Below are 15,079 nucleotides of genomic sequence, written 5' to 3' on the forward strand. Positions count from 1 at the left end.
GCGGTTCGGTTGCACCCGAACGGGATTCGGCGCCGAATAGCAGGCCCCTCTGTAAACCGGCACCGGGAGGCAGCGCCGTGCCTCCCGGTGCGAGTCATCAGGTGAGCCGAGTCCAGCGGCCGACCATGCCCTGCATGGTGTGGGACGAGACCGCCAGCAGCCGGATCAGGCCGGCGATCTCGGTGCTCACCTCGCGCAGTACGGAGGTCTCGGTGGGACAGGCCGGGCCGGCGTCGTGCGCGTGGCGGGCGCGAACGGCACGGTCCGCCTCGCCGGAAATCCGGTGCAGCTCCTGCCAATACGGGGGCATGACGTGGGGTGAGCGGACCAGGGCGATGCCCTGGGCGGTGCTCCACACCGCGTCGGCGGTCAGGCGAACGAGGGTCAGGACCTCGTCGGGGAAGGTGTCCAGCGCATGGATCTCGATCATGCGGCCCACCGATTCGAGGTGGTCGACCGCGTAGTCGAGTGTGCTGCCGACCCGGTAGAGCTCGGTGCGGTCGGGGACGTCGAACCGTTCCGCCACCAGCAGGCGCACCAGCTGCTCGGTGAGCTGGTGGCTGACCCGCTCGAAGGCCGAGAGCCGGACCCGCACGCCGTGCGGATCGGCAGCGCCGAGGCGGATCTCCTCGAGAGTGCGGGCCGCGGCGGCGAGATTGTTCGCCGCGGAGGCGAAGTAGAGCTCGACCGCCGGGCCCGGTCGCGAGCGTCGCGGGTCCGGCGTCACGCGCTCACCGGCTGCGACAGGTCGTAGACGGTGACACCGCCCACGGTGATCGTGGCGAAGTGGGACTTCACCCAGTCCGAGATCTGGGTTCCGGTGGAGTTCCCGCCGCCCATGGAGAAGCCGGTCAGGAAGTAACGGACCTGACCGGCCGCCACATAGGTCTGGAACTGTTGCAGGGTGGGGGAGTTGTCGCTGCCGGTGAACCCGCCGATCGCCATGACCGGGCGGCCGGACTCGAGGGCGAGCGTGGCCGCGGAACCCGAGCCCACGGTCGCGGCGGCCCAGCGGCCGTCGGCGTGCTCGAGCAGTGTGACCAGTTCGGCATTGTTCGACGAGTCGCTACCGGGGCCGCTTCCACCCGGCGAGGTCGATGCGCCCTCACCACCCGGAAATCCTTCGGGCCGTTGGCCGGACGTGCTGTCGGGCTGCTGAGCAGAGTCACCACCGGGCTGCGGGCCCGACGCACCGCCCGGCATGTCACCGCCGGATCCGGGACCGCCGTCCGGGTCGCCCGAGGGCATCGGCCCGAACGCCTGACTGGTGGGTCCGGAGTTAGGATTGCCGCCGCTGTGGGAGTGGCCCGCGGTGGCGACGGCCCAGGCTCCCGTCCCGCCGAGCCCGAAGAGCAGGCCTGCCGTCGCGAGGGCCACAACGAAGCGGCGGGACTGCCTGGACACCACGATCAACCCGACGGCGACCAGGATCGAACCCGCCAGGATCGTCCAGCGCAGCCACGGCAGCCACTCGGGAGACCGGTCGAGCAGGACGAACGACCAGCCGCCGGTCACGACGGCCATGGCCGCGAGCGTCAGCCGTGCCGCGGGATGCGCTGCACGGGACCACAATTCACGCACCGACAGGGCGACCACAGCGCCGATGGCCGGGGCCAGGGCGACGGTGTAGTACGGGTGCACGGTGCCGCTCATGTAGGAGAAGGTCACGCCGGTGACAATCAGCCAACCGCCCCACAGCACGAAGGCCGCGCGCGTCCGGTCCGTGCGCGGGGCGCGGCGAGTCAGCTAGAGCCCGGCGACCAGCCCGATCAGCGCTGCGGGCAGCAGCCACGAGATCTCGCCGCCCATCTGGGAATCGAACAGACGGGTGATGCCGGGCGACCCACTGAATCCGGGGAAGCCGTGCATGCCCCCGGGCATGTCGCCCCCGCCCCCGCCGCTGCCGGACCCGGGATTGCCGTGGTCGCCGAAGATCCGGCCCAGCCCGTTGTAGTCGACCGCCAGCTGCCAGAGGCTGTTGGCGGTGGAGCCGCCGATGTACGGGCGAGAGTCGGCGGGCCACAGCGCGACCAGCGCAAGGTACCAGCCCGCCGAGACCACGACGGCGACGGCAGCCACGATCAGGCCCCGGATGCGGTGCCACAGTGACGAATTGGCCGCGATCAGATACGCCAGGCCGAGACCCGGCAGGATCAGGAAGGCCTGCATCATCTTGGTGAGGAAGCCGAAACCAACAGCCGCTCCGGCGAATACGAGCCACAGCGTGGGCGCGGAGAGCAGCCGATCCCCGGTGGCCCGAATCGCGCGCACCGTGCAGTAGGCCGCCGAGACCAGCGCCAGCACCAGCAGAGCATCCGGATTGTTGAACCGGAAGATCAGCACGGCGACCGGAGTCAGCGCCGCGATCGCCCCGGCCAGTAGTCCTGCTCCGGGGCCACTGAGCCGGCGCACGGTCGCGACCAGCAGTCCCGTCGAGGCGACACCCATGAGTGCCTGCGGCGCCAGCACCGCCCACTGCCCGAACCCGAGCAGCCTGCCGGACAGTCCCATGACCCACAGCGCCGCGGGCGGCTTGTCCACCGTGATGGCATTGCCCGCGTCGAACGACCCGAACAGCAACGCCTTCCAACTCTGCGACCCGGCCTGTGCGGCCGCCGAGTAGTACTCGTTCGCCCATCCCGACGTGGTCAGATCCCACAGGTACAGCACCGCGGTCGAGGCCAGCAGCGCGAGCAGGGCAGGCCGGGCCCACCGCGGCTGCTCAGGAGGCCCGAAGAACATTCGCCCGAACCATGTCTGGCGATCCTGCCCGCCGGGCTCGGCCGCCCGATGCGCGCCGGCCACTCTCGGCGGCTGCGTCGTCGATGTCATCTCCACGTCCCTTCGTTCACCGCGATGCCGTTGCTCCGGCGCGGTTCTCGGAGCCGATCCTGATCGACCGCCCTCGGGGGAATGTGGTGCGAACCTGGGAACCAGCTGGCAGTGCCGCGTGAGCACCCTGCGCCTCCGCTGTGCCTCGGTGTCCGGCATACGCCACGTCCCGGCCGCGGGTTGGACGGTGGTTCTCGAGTTGGCCAGAGGTTGGGTGGATACGGTCGGGTCGGTTCGGCGGTCGCGGGGCGTGGAAGGAGTTCGGGGTGGTCAGGGAGTCGGAGGGCGCGGGGTGGGCGGAGCGGCGCGTGCTGGTGCGGGGGTCCGCGGACGCGGGGCCGGGCTGTGTTTAGGTGGATGGCGTGAGCGATCTACCGGCCCGCGCGGCGACCGTGAGGGGTGGTGCGGCGCGGCGGGCTCGGGGTCTGCGGCGGTGGACCCTGCGGACGCGGCTGCTGGTGGCGGTCGTGGCGATCGCGGTGGTGGGGTTGACGGCGTTCGGAGTGCTGAGCGTGGCGGCGCTGGGACGATCGGAGCTCGCGCGGATCGACGGGCAGTTGAATTCGGTGGCGGCGGATATGGCCGCCCAGAGCCATCCGCCTCCGCCGCCGTCCACCTCGACGGTGCAGGGATTGCCCTCGACGTTCCAGATCCAGTTCTTCGACAGCGCGGGGCAGCCGGTCGGGCAGATCGGGGTCGGCGCTAACGATCTGGCCCTGCCCGCGATGGACAAGTCTGCGGTAGAGGCGCGCGGGAGCAAGATCTTCGAGGTCGACGACTCGCACGGGACACCGTGGCGGGTGCGCACGGTCGCGCAGCCTCCCAACGAAGACCAGCCGGAGGGCGGGACGGCGGCGGTCGTCATGCCGCTGGACGGCTATTACGCGACGGCCCGTGAACTGCGGACCATCGAACTGATCGCGGGTGCGGGACTCATCCTGGTGCTGGGCGGCGTGGCGGCCTGGCTGGTGCGTGTCGGATTGCGGCCGCTGTCGCGCATCGAGCACACCGCCGAGGCCATCGCCGCCGGTGATCTGGATCGCCGGGTCGAACACGCGGACACCCATACCGAGGTCGGGCGCTTGGGGACCGCGTTCAATGTGATGCTCGAGCGGTTGTCGACCACCATGCGGCGGCTCGAGGAATCCGAGTCGCGCATGCGGCTTTTCGTCGCCGACGCCTCCCATGAACTGCGTACCCCGCTGACCTCTATCCGCGGATACGCCGAGCTGTACCGGCTCGGTGGCGGCGCGGATCCGGCGCAGGTCGCCACCATGATGCGGCGCATCGAGGACGAGGCCGCGCGCATGGGCGTGCTGGTCGACGATCTGCTGCTGCTCGCGCGGCTCGACGAACAGCGCCCGCTCGATCTCGCCGAGGTCGATCTGTCCCGGATCGCCGACGAGGTGGTCGGCGACGCGCTGGTGCGGCGACCGGAACGGGTTGTGCGACTGCGCCTTCCGGACGGACCCATTCGTGTCGTCGGCGACGGGCACCGGCTGCGGCAAGTGCTGACCAACCTGGTCGGCAACGCGCTCGTGCACACTCCCGCCACGGCCGAGATCGACGTCCGGATCGCGTGGGGGACTGTGCCCTGCGAGAGCGGGGTGGCCGGAGGGCAGCGCCCCGAGACCGCAGGCAGGGAGCGGGCCGACACTGGAGTGTGCGCTGCCGGGCCGAGACCGGCGCAGGTGGTCGCGGCGGCAGGCGTGGAACTGCCCGTGGGCACGGCTGCGGCGATCGTCGAGGTGTCGGACACCGGGCCCGGCATCCCGCTCGGGAAGGCCGAGCATGTGTTCGACCGCTTCTATCGCGTGGACGAATCCCGTTCGCGGGCCGGTGGTTCCGGGCTCGGTCTGGCCATCGTGGCAGCCGTGCTGACCGCGCACGGTGCGCGGATTCAGCTGCTCAGCGGCCCCGGCGCGGGGACGACATTCCGGATCGTGTTCCCGGTCCCGGACACGCCCGGCGTCCTGCCGGACCGCTCACAGGAAACACCCAGCTGACACCGAGGTCGAGGGGTGGTCACCGCAACCAGGATGACCGGTATGAATCGGTGTCGGACGCGGGCGGGCATAGGGTGTCGAGCGTGAGCGATCGCGCCCCGGCGGGGGCGGCGACCGTGCTGGTCGTCGACGACGAGCCCTACATTCTGGACCTGCTCTGTTCCGCGCTGCGGCTGAGCGGGTTCGAGGTGTACTCGGCCGACACCGGGCGCGGCGCGCTGGAGGCGGCGACCCGGCGGCGACCCGATGTCATGGTTCTCGATGTCATGCTGCCGGACCTGGACGGATTCACCGTCGCCCGGCGGCTGCGCGCGGCGGGCAGTGAGGTGCCGGTGCTCTTCCTGACCGCCCGTGACGCCGTCGAGGACCGCATCGCCGGACTCAGCGCCGGCGGCGACGACTATGTGAGCAAGCCCTTCAGCCTCGAAGAGGTGGTCCTGCGGTTGCACGCGATCCTGCGCCGGACCCGCCCCGGCGACGAGGACGGCCCCGGCCGTCTGCGCTTCGCGGATCTGGAACTCGACGCCGGCACCCACCTGGTGTTCCGCGCCGGTGAACAGATCTGGCTGTCTGCCACCGAATTCAAGCTGCTGCACTACCTGATGCTCAATGCGGGCAAGGTGGTGAGCAAGCGCCAGATCCTCGATCGCGTCTGGCAGGCCGAGGACGGCCGCGCCGACCGGGTGGTGGAGACCTTCGTCAGCCAGCTGCGCCGCAAGATCGACACCGGCCACCCGCCGCTCATCCACACCGTGCGCGGCGTCGGCTACACCCTCCGAGAATCCCCTGGCGCGGACTCCGGCGATCACACCCGATCGAGGAAACCGTTGCCGTAGTCGATGTTCCGGGCATCACGCAGATCCGCGTCCGGGGTGAACCGTACCGTGTCGGTGCGATCCCACAGTTCCATTCCGGCTATGGCGGACTGGCAGTCGCGAATGCAGCGGCGGACGCCATGGCGGATTCTCGGCGGCAGTTGCAACGCATCCATTTCTGCCGTCATCGCCTCGGCCGCCGCCCGATGGTCGGCGATCCGGACCTCTATCAAACGGCGGACTTCCGTGACCGCCTGCGGCAGCTCCATTCCCAGATGATGCTGCAGAGTCGTCACCAGATTGATGGTGTCCTCGGCATCGGTTTCGATTGCCAGCGAATGCAGATCATTGATCAGGCACATGATATCGGCGGTGGTGGCGATCATCTCCTGATACGCGGGACCGTAATACAGGGCGTCGGGAATTTCGGTGTGCTCGATCACCTCCGTCAAATCCGCCGTCGGCAATACGGTGCACGCGTCCCGGCGTAGTCGCGGATATTCGTCCGGACTCGGCGACTTTCCCGCCCGGCGAAATGCATTCTCGCGCGCGTGACCGACCAGCCACAATTCCAGATTCAATGCGAAGCGGCGCGCCCAGGCCTCGGAATTGCGCGGGAAGGTGCGGGTGCAGAGATTGGACAGAGCTGCGATGACGGGTGGTACCGGTCCCGCGACCCCGCGCTCGTGTACCACCTCCAATGCGGTGTGCCGGAGGTGGTCGTAGTCGTCGAGCCGGCCCGTGATGATGGCCAGATCCTGCAGATCGTCGAACACGAAGAATACGGTGATCCATTCGGCGACCAGCAGCATGTCGGCGAAAGACGAGGTGGGGCACCAATATGCCGAGAATCGCGCGTAGCCGAGCGATTCGAACCTGCGGGCCGCCGCCTCGTCCTGGAGCAATCCGAAACGCTGTGCCCAGATCTGAACTCTTTCCTGCGCTCGGTCGCTCATCGAATGCCGCTGCGGCGAGAACGGAAGCGGGATCTCCAGGTGCCGCAAGTCGTGTTCGTTCATCGGTAACACCTGGGTTCACTCGGACGGAGGCGGGATCCCTCCGGCGGTCAGCGTAGCCGACATTTCGGGCAGATAATCGCGATTCGCAAGATCCGCAGAGCGGCAACCAATTTCGCCGCGACCGCGGACGGCCGCGCAACGGCTGCCGGAGGTACGGTGAAGGGTTCCGGTCCGGTCCGCAAACACCTGTGAGTCATCGTGTCCGAGGAATCCACCAGCGCTGTCCGCAACCATGCCCTGATGTCGTTGTGGCAGTTGATCGGAGCCGTCGACGAGGATCCCGACGGCATGATCAGTGGTCGCCCTACGCCACGGCCGGCGTGGTCGGACGGCTGTGGCAAACACCCCGAGTGCTGCCCGCCATGCCGGCGAGGCCGGGGCCGAATGCGTTGGCGCGCACCCGGAACGGCGACGGCAGCCGGGGGAATCTCGTACCCCGGGGCTGGACCGGAGACCCGCACGCCCATGACGGCGCGGTCGCGTGTTCGCCGGTGCTGACCGTGGTGGCTCGCGGGTGGCGCGGCGCCGAATTCGCCGGAGCCGAGCGGTATCTCCGCCGCGAGGGCGTCCGCCGGCGGGGCCTGCGGCCGGTGCTCGCGCCCGCCGTCGATTTCGAACGGGCGACGGCGGCGGCGCTTTTCGCACCGTGACAGACAGGTCGCCGCGGTGGGCCTGCTCGTCGAAACCCAAGAACTGGACGGTCATTGGGGCGACCGGGCGGTCGTCTTCCGTATCCGCCGACCGCCGCCGCGGCCATGGCGCTGGTTCGCGCGATCGAATCGGCGTTCTCCGCCGATGCTTTGCCGGCGGTAGCCCGGGCGATCGCCTGGTTGCTCGCGACCCGGCGGCCGGGCCGATCCGGGGGGTGTGGCATCCCACCGCGGAGGAGAGGGCCTGCGCGGTGCACGCGCTGTGTGCCTGTGCGAATCGGTCGGCCGATCGTTCGATGGCACGTGCATTGCGCCGGTCTCACATTTTCCTTGCCGATTGCTATGACGCCGGGAGGGCCGATTCGACGCGAACCCCGTTGTGGCACTACAAAGATCTTGGATCGCGGCTTAGAATCGAGTGTCTGTTTACATTGACCGCCCTGCTCATGAGCGGTTCACCGCGGCGGTGAGGCCATGGTGGGGATCTCGGTCACCGACCAAGGACGGAACTCGTTCGAAACGTGGTTGCTGAGCGATATGTGGTGGGAAGATTACCGACGTGGAGCAAGCCGTTTTCGGCGCTGTCGAGATCTCGTCGTCCTCGACCCTTTCGCCACGTCAGGCGTTCGAGCAGTGGGAAGCCCTGATGGCGGATGCGGTCGCACCGTCGGTGATCGAGCCATTGCGCACAGGTCACTGGTACGGACAAGTCACCACAACTCAATTCGACGGATTCGCGGTGTCGCGCATGCAGGCCAGCGCGCAACGGGCATTGCGGACAAAGAAGATGGTGGCGCAGTCGACCGGTGAGTTCTTACTGGTGAATATCGTGCTCGAGGGAACGAATTGGACCGAGCAGCACGGCCGGACGGCCGAATGCAAGCCCGGCACCATCTCGTTCTTCGACAGCGGCGTGCCGCTGGAGAGCCGCACCACCGACAATTGCCTGTCGACGCTGGTACGTGCCCCGCTGCAGCTGGTGCTCGAGCACTCGGGCCTCACCCGCGACCAGCTACCCACCGCCACCGCCGTCCCCACCACGGGGGCGCTGGGTGTGGTCGCCGGGTTCTTCCGCAATCTGGCCGACCTACCGCCCGACGACATCGCGCGTGCGGTCACCGTCTTCGGCAGTGACGCGGCCGGCATGATGGCGTCGGCGTTGCTGCTGGCGACCGGCGAAAGTTCGCCCGGCCCATCGGATTCCCTCTACACGCGGCAGCAGGTGCTGGCCTACATCCGCAAGAACTTCACGAACCCGGAACTCACGGTCGACGAGATCGCGCATGCCTGCCTGATCTCGCGGCGCACGCTGTACCGGATCTGCGAGGGCTTCGGCGAGCCGGGCGCGATCGTCCGCCGCACGCGGATCGCCCATTCCCGCCGGCTCATCCGCGCCGACCCCTCCCGATCCCTGGCCGCCGTCGCCGCCGCGTCCGGTTTCGCGACGGACCGCCACTTCTATCGGGCGTTCCGCGAGGAAACCGGGCTCACCCCGGGCCAATTCCGGGACCAGCTCGGGTCCCGTAACCGAACACCCTGAGCCACAACGGGAGTGGGTAGCCCTCGCCCGGACTCGTGCGCGAATTCGGTTCGTGGTCAGGGGCGGGGTCGGGTGAGGGTGAAGGTGTCGACCGAGGTGGGTTCGCTGCGGGGTCCGACCAGGGCGTAGTAGGTGGCGGTGATGGTCGTACGGCCGCCGGGACTGCCGGGGTCGACGTCGAAGCAGCAGAAGCCGTAGGGATCCGTTGCCGTGAACAACCCGCGCCGGCTGACTCGCCGGCCCGCCCCCGGACCACCGCTCTGCTCTGTCATGTCCGGCAAGCTGATCGCGCCCGGAACGCCCTGCCATGCGACAATGCCCACTCCTACTGGCCGGAGATCGTGGTTGACGCACAGCGAAAACCGTGTGGACGGCATACGCGGAGAGGGGAATCGAATGTCGGAGCTGCCTGCGTGGTCGAGGCAGGACGGGTACGGAGTGCGATTCGAGTGGGGGCTGACCGGTGCGCGGGCACTCGGGCCGGGTTGTGCGGTGCTCGTGGTGATCGATGTGCTGTCGTTCACGACCGCGGTGTCGGTTGCCGCCGAGGCCGGGACACGGGTGTTCCCGTATCCCGCACGCGATTCCACCGCAGCGGATTTCGCGGTGTCCCGGAATGCCCGGCTGGCCGTCGGCCGCAGTGCCATGAGCGGTGCGCATCCGTGGTCGCTGTCCCCGGCGGCACTGCGCCGGGCGCCCGCGCCGGATCGACTGGTGCTGCCGTCGCCGAACGGATCGGCCATTTCCGCTGCGGTCGAAGGGATTCCGGTGGTGGCGGCCTGTCTGCGGAACGCGTCGGCGGTGGGCCGGTGGATCGTGAAGCAGGGCTGGGGCACCGGGGATCGGCCCGTCGGGGTGATCGCCGCCGGTGAGCACTGGCCGGACCGGGAGGTGCTGCGCCCGGCGATCGAGGACTGGCTCGGCGCCGGTGCGGTCATCGCGGCACTGGCGGAGAACGGCGCGGGGCCCTTGTCGCCGGAGTCGACGGCCGCGCGGGCCGGTTATTCGGGCATCCCCGACGTTCCGGGGCTGATCGGTGACTGTGCCTCCGGACGGGAACTGGCCGCCATCGGATTCGGCGACGATGTGGCCGTCGCGGTCGAGATCGACAGCAGCGCGGCAGTTCCCGTGCTGAGCGGTGACAGCTTCCACGACGCCGCGGGCTCGACCCCTGCCCGCCGTGGCGGATTCGGTGCGGCCCAGGAGCATGCCGCGTCGGCGGATCAGAGTTGGTAGCTGTCGATATCGAGGCCGGCCGGGGTCTCGCCGCCGGCGCGGGTGAAGGCCGACAAGGCGCGGATCAGGCCGGAGCGGTCGGCTTTCGGCATCTGCTCCACCACGGCGGCGAGCTCGCGGCGGCGATGGGCGGTCACTGCGTCGACGACTTCGCGTCCGTGTCCGGTCAATTCGATGATGAGCTCACGGCGGGAGTCCGGATTCGGTTTGCGGTCCACCAGTCCCGCGCCGACCAGTCGGTCCACCATGCGGGCTGCGGTCGAGGGCTGCACATCCAGTGCGGTGGCCAGCGTGACGACCTTCGAGGGCCCTCGGGTCGAGAGGATCATCAGGGTGCGGAACTGCGGGATGGTGATGGAGTCGTCGACCAGGGCCAGCGAGCGCGCCGAGAGCGCAACCAGCAATCGCGACGCGCCCAGCAGGGCATCGGTGATCTCGTCCACCGACTCCGCGGCCACCGCGTCCTTCGCCGCCACCACTACCTCCGCACGTTGTGCCGCTGTCTGATTGCTCCCATCCTGCCGGTTGCGCCGTGGGCGTGTGCAGCGGCCTCGGCTTCGTGATGGAATCGAACTCACGCACATGGCAACTGTTGCATACTGCCTGTATCGGGTAGGGTCTCGGAATCGTGGGAGATCGTGCTGCACTTCGTCTTCGAAGCGACGGGTGCCGGTGGGGAATGGTCACTGTGATCGGTGTGGTCGCGGGGTATGCGTCGGTACTGCTGGCCAATCCCCGCCACTTCTATACCGACGACACCGAATCGCAATATGCCCCGATGTGGGTGATGCTGGGACGGCACCTGCACGCCGGGCGCTTCCCGGCGCTGGTGCCGTGGGAATGGATGTCGGGCAACTACTCCATGGAGGAGGCCGGGCTCTACAACCCTCCGCAACTGGTGGTCGACTGGTTCGCGCCCGCGGTGGACGATCTGGCGCTCTACGTGACGATCGTGAAGCTGATCTTCTCGATCATCGCGGCGCTCGGCGTGTTCCGCGTGTGCCGGGCCCACGGGACGCGCGGATCGTGGGCGGCGCTGGCAGCCATCGCCTTTCCACTGTCGGGGTGGTTCCTGTTCTTCGACGAATCCAGCTGGGCGACCTCGCTCACCGGTACCGCGTGGATGCTGCATGCGTGGGCCTCGGCGATCCGGTACACCCGCACGCCGGCGGACGAACGACGCTGGACCGACGGCCCGATACCGGTGTTCGTGTACCTGTACTTCGCCATCTCCGTCCAATACGTCTTTCCCGCGGTCGAATCCGCCCTCATGATCGGGGCGGTCGCCGTCGGCGAGGTGGTGCGGCAGCGTGACTGGCGGCCGTCGCTGCGGCTGCTGGCGGTGGCGGCCTGCGCGGGCGCGGTCGGGCTCGAGACGTATCTGCCCGGCATGCTGTCCTCGCCGGTCACCTGGCGCGGCAACGAACGCATTCTGTCCGAGGACTTCCTGACCGTGCCGTGGTCGGAGTCGCTGAATGCCAGCCTGCCCAGTACGGTTCCGGCGTTCACCGGCTGGTGGGGATACGTGCAGCCGATCCCGATGGTCTACATCGCCTGGTTCCTGATTCCGCTGCTGGCCTTCATCGATTGGGGTGGGGTGCGGCGGTCGGCGCGCGAATACACCGGACCGGTGTTGTTCGCGGTCATTTTCCTGATGTGGACCGCCGGGCCCGGGCGGATCGGCCCGCTGCGCTGGCCCGCGCGGGTGCTGCCCATGCTGGCGGTCGGGCTGCTGGTGCTGGTGTGCCTGTGGTCGAGCCGCCACGGACGTTTCGGGGTCCGGCGCCGTGGCGTGGCGGCGGTGGTGCTGCTCGGGCTGCTGTTCGTCCGATCATTCTGTGCCGCACCGCATCTGGTGATCCGGCATCTGATCGCGGTCGCGGCGGTGGCCGCCCTGACCGCCGCGTTCGTGTGGCTGCTGCGCACCCGCGGTCCGGCGGCGGCCTGTGCGCTGGCGATCGTGGCCATGTTCCCCATCGCCTACAGCCAGGTGCGACTGCAAGCGCCCACACCGTTGTCGTATCACTTCCCGGAGCGCCGGTCCCGGATGACCGCGGCCTTCCCGCATTTCGACGGCGTCACCCTGCAACTCGCGGATCGGGCGCTGGTCCCGCCGGACGAGCAGAACGTGGCCGCGGCCTGGGGCTCCCTCGCCTTCGGCAACTACGCCAAGAACCTGGGCCTCGACTACGTGAACGCCTACACGCCGATCGGGTACCGGGAGTTCAGCAGGCTGCTGTGCATGGGCTGGGACGGCAGCACCTGCCCGGCCGCGTTCGGCGCGGCCTTCGCCGTCGAATCCACCACGGGGCGACCCTATGTCGACCTGATGAAGGTGGATCGCGTGGTGCTCCAACGCGTCCAGTACCCCGACGCTGGCTTCGGTCCCCCGCCGGCGGGCTGGAAGTGGGTGGACTATCCGGGGCACGAACGCTACATCTGGGTGCTCGAACGCGAGAACGGGCCGATCTCCACCACGCCCGGCCCCTCCGACGCGCGCGAGGTCACCGCCACCCGGATCGGGCGCGACAGTGTCAGCAGCCACCTGCGCGTCACCTCGCCCGACGGCGGCCGGCTGGTCTTCGCGCGCCTGGCATGGCCCGGTTACCGCGCCACCCTCGACGGCCACGACATCGGCTTCCATGCGGTCGCGAATACCTTTGTGGCCGTGGATATCCCGGCGGGCACGCGGAACGCCGACCTGGTGGTCGCCTGGCGCCCGCCGGGCTGGAAGAGCGGCATCGCCACCGCACTCGCCGGATTCCTGGGACTGGCCCTGCTGCACTGGCAGTACCGTCGTGAGCGCCGAGACGGCGAGGATCTCGAAACCGGGCTGCGCGCAGACGATTTCGATCCGCTCACCGAACCGCTGACACCCGCCCTGGTCTGATCGGCCGGGACGCGGCTCGCGCGGCGGGCGGCCGGGTGTGACCAATTCCGCCTGGATGTCGGAACATGGCCGTGATCACACCCGCCCGTCGTGGCCCGAATGTTCGCTGTGCGCGAAGCCATTCGACGAGCGGTGCCGGGCCGGGGTTAGATGGTTGTCTACTGGTAGCGATTGCCTATCACTGAGCGCCCACGGCGCTTCGCGGTCCAGCGGCGGCCGGGGGACGGGGATAGGCTGATCAACGTGTGGAGGGAGCGATCGTGAACGAGACATTCGGCGCCGGCCTGCCTTCCATCGCTCCCGATGCGGACAGGATGATCCCGGACGAGGCCTCGGAGCGGCTGACGGAGGAATTCGGCTCGGTGGTGGACGCAGCGACCGTCGAACGCATCCTCGCCAGCTCCTTCGCGCACTTCGATGCGATCGGCCTCGACCACGAACGCCGGGCGGGGGTCGCCGAGCGGTTCGCGCGGGAGCGATTGACGGCCTTGGCCCACGCCGAGGGGCGCGTCATCCGGACCGGTCCGACCGTGCTGTTCGTCTGCACGCTCAATGCCGGGCGCTCGCAGATGGCGCTCGGATTCTTCAAACGACTGGCCGGGGACCGCGCGTCCGCGTGGTCGTGCGGCTCGGCGCCGGGCGTGGCGGTCAATCCACTCGTGGTGGCGGTCATGACCGAGCGTGGAGTGGACATCGCCGACGAATTCCCCAAGCCGTGGGCCGACGAGTTGATGCGGGCCGCTGACGTGGTCATCGACATGGGCTGCGGTGACAGCAATCCGATCATCGCCGGTCACCGCTTCGAGCAGTGGCCGCTGCCGGATCCGGCCGGCGAGGGCATCGAGGAGATCCGCGGCATCCGCGACGCCATCGAGGTTCGGGTTCGCCGTCTGGTCGCCAACCTCGGCCTGGCGGCCTGACCCGCGCCTTTCCCGGCCCCCCGACCTGGTGTGCCTAGGATGGGGACCATGCTGGAGATCAGGCAGCTGAAGATCTTCAGGGCGGTAGCACGGACGGGGTCCTACTCCGCCGCCGCCCGGCAGCTCGGCTACACCCAGCCCGCGATCAGCCAGCAGATCAAGGCCATGGAACGCGTGCTCGGCACCCCGCTGGTGACCCGGTCGGGCCATCAGCTGCAGCTCACCGAGGCCGGTGCGGCATTGGCCCGGCACGCCGCGAGCGTGCTCGGCAGTCTCGACGCGGCCGAGGCCGAGATCCGGGCGCTCACCGAACTGCGGGCCGGGACGGTCCGGCTGGCGGCGTTTCCGAGCGCGTGCAATCTGCTGGTGCCCAAGACCATCGCGCGCATCCAGGCCGCGGAACCGCGGCTGAAGGTCGCCCTGATCGAGGCCGAGCCGCCGGAATCGGTGGCCATGCTGCGGGCGGGGGAGTGCGAGATCGCGATCGTCTTCGACTATCCGCACGGCAAGGTGCCCGACAGCGAAAGCTCCTGTGACGCAGCCAGTCCCGATCTCTCCGAGCTGACTGCGCACACCCTGCTCACCGATCGGCTGCGGGCACTGCTGCCGGTCGGGCACCGCCTGGCGGGGACCGCGCGCACCACGCCGATGCAGCTGTCGGAACTGGCGAAGGAGACGTGGATCGCGGGCTGCCCGCAGTGCCGGGGACACCTCGTCGACGTCTGCGCGGGCGCGGGATTCCATCCCGACATCGCCTATGCCACCGAGAATCCGGGCGCGGTCGCCGGATTGGTGGCCGAGGGGCTGGGGGTCGCGCTGGCCACCGAACTCGCGCTGTCCGGTGCGCCGGCGCCGGGGGCGGTGCGCTCGCTGCCGGTGGAACCCGCCATGGAGCGGCGCGTGCTGGCGGTCACCCTGCCCAAACTCGAGGCGGTTCCGGCGGTGCGCGCGGTCATCGGCGAACTGCAGGCGTCCGCGCGGCTGGTGGAGGCCGCCGTCTCGCACTAACTCCGACGGTGGACTCGGCGTACGGGTCACCACACCGGGCCATTAGCACAGCTTTCACCCCCTATTACAGATGCTTGGGAAATATCGCCCCAGGTCACACTGGGAAAACCTGATTCCCCGATAGCGTCGAAGCTGCCCTGCTCCGCATCGCGGGCCCGAACCG

11 protein-coding genes and 2 pseudogenes are annotated in these 15,079 nt (G+C 69.2%); 8 read left to right on the plus strand and 5 right to left on the minus strand.

All coding sequences use genetic code 11. The annotated features are described in order from the left end of the window. Positions 1 to 97: 97 nt before the first annotated feature. Entirely contained in the window at positions 98 to 727 is a 630-nt protein-coding gene (locus ACQP1O_RS21835) for a hypothetical protein (protein WP_433560357.1), read from the minus strand. Then, positions 724 to 2,832 (minus strand): annotated as a pseudogene (locus tag ACQP1O_RS21840) (glycosyltransferase family 39 protein). The gene ACQP1O_RS21835 and the pseudogene ACQP1O_RS21840 overlap by 4 nt, the downstream one beginning before the upstream one ends. Before the next feature lie 362 nt (positions 2,833 to 3,194). Here ACQP1O_RS21840 and ACQP1O_RS21845 point away from each other — a divergent pair. Together ACQP1O_RS21845 and ACQP1O_RS21850 are read left to right on the plus strand one after the other, a co-directional pair. Beyond that, positions 3,195 to 4,838, plus strand: coding sequence for an ATP-binding protein (locus ACQP1O_RS21845; protein ID WP_433560358.1), 1,644 nt, complete (start codon positions 3,195 to 3,197; stop codon positions 4,836 to 4,838). An 83-nt stretch (positions 4,839 to 4,921) separates the two neighbouring features. After that, positions 4,922 to 5,674, plus strand: a complete 753-nt coding sequence (locus ACQP1O_RS21850) for a response regulator transcription factor (protein ID WP_433560359.1) — start codon at positions 4,922 to 4,924, stop codon at positions 5,672 to 5,674. Here the strand turns inward: ACQP1O_RS21850 and ACQP1O_RS21855 are convergent. Further along, positions 5,644 to 6,672 carry a terpene synthase family protein gene (locus ACQP1O_RS21855; protein WP_433560360.1) on the minus strand — a complete coding sequence of 343 codons (1,029 nt, stop codon included), beginning with the start codon at positions 6,670 to 6,672 and terminating at the stop codon, positions 5,644 to 5,646. The two genes, ACQP1O_RS21850 and ACQP1O_RS21855, sit on opposite strands and share 31 nt — an antisense overlap. 362 nt (positions 6,673 to 7,034) lie before the next feature. Here ACQP1O_RS21855 and ACQP1O_RS21860 point away from each other — a divergent pair, with 362 nt between their 5' ends. Next, positions 7,035 to 7,322, plus strand: a complete 288-nt coding sequence (locus tag ACQP1O_RS21860) for a hypothetical protein (protein WP_433560361.1) — start codon at positions 7,035 to 7,037, stop codon at positions 7,320 to 7,322. 559 nt (positions 7,323 to 7,881) lie between these two features. Continuing rightward, positions 7,882 to 8,862, plus strand: a complete 981-nt coding sequence (locus ACQP1O_RS21865; RefSeq protein WP_433560362.1) for a helix-turn-helix domain-containing protein — start codon at positions 7,882 to 7,884, stop codon at positions 8,860 to 8,862. Positions 8,863 to 8,918: 56 nt separating this feature from the next. On the opposite strand, the pseudogene ACQP1O_RS21870 reads toward ACQP1O_RS21865, so the two are convergent. Continuing rightward, a pseudogene (locus ACQP1O_RS21870) lies at positions 8,919 to 9,065 on the minus strand (hypothetical protein); the annotation flags it as partial. A gap of 193 nt (positions 9,066 to 9,258) precedes the next feature. Between ACQP1O_RS21870 and ACQP1O_RS21875 the strand changes: the two are divergent. Then, the gene (locus tag ACQP1O_RS21875) at positions 9,259 to 10,098 is read left to right on the plus strand and encodes a 2-phosphosulfolactate phosphatase (protein WP_433560363.1); all 840 of its coding nucleotides are present in this window, start codon (positions 9,259 to 9,261) and stop codon (positions 10,096 to 10,098) included. On the opposite strand, the gene ACQP1O_RS21880 is transcribed toward ACQP1O_RS21875, so the two are convergent. After that, entirely contained in the window at positions 10,086 to 10,574 is a 489-nt protein-coding gene (locus ACQP1O_RS21880) for a MarR family winged helix-turn-helix transcriptional regulator (protein WP_433560364.1), read from the minus strand. The genes ACQP1O_RS21875 and ACQP1O_RS21880 overlap by 13 nt on opposite strands. Positions 10,575 to 10,777: 203 nt before the next feature. Here ACQP1O_RS21880 and ACQP1O_RS21885 point away from each other — a divergent pair, with 203 nt between their 5' ends. The 3 genes from ACQP1O_RS21885 (at position 10,778) to ACQP1O_RS21895 (ending at position 14,916) form a co-directional block, all read left to right on the plus strand. Next, complete coding sequence (locus ACQP1O_RS21885) at positions 10,778 to 12,988, plus strand: hypothetical protein (protein WP_433560365.1); 2,211 nt, start codon at positions 10,778 to 10,780, stop codon at positions 12,986 to 12,988. Positions 12,989 to 13,248: 260 nt separating this feature from the next. After that, a complete protein-coding gene (locus tag ACQP1O_RS21890) occupies positions 13,249 to 13,908 on the plus strand; it encodes an arsenate reductase ArsC (protein ID WP_433560366.1) in 660 nt (219 codons plus the stop codon). Positions 13,909 to 13,956: 48 nt separating this feature from the next. Continuing rightward, entirely contained in the window at positions 13,957 to 14,916 is a 960-nt protein-coding gene (locus tag ACQP1O_RS21895) for a LysR family transcriptional regulator (RefSeq protein WP_433560367.1), read from the plus strand. Positions 14,917 to 15,079 lie beyond the last annotated feature (163 nt).

The organism is Nocardia sp. CA-151230, from assembly GCF_050942175.1.
Classification (GTDB): Bacteria; Actinomycetota; Actinomycetes; order Mycobacteriales; family Mycobacteriaceae; genus Nocardia.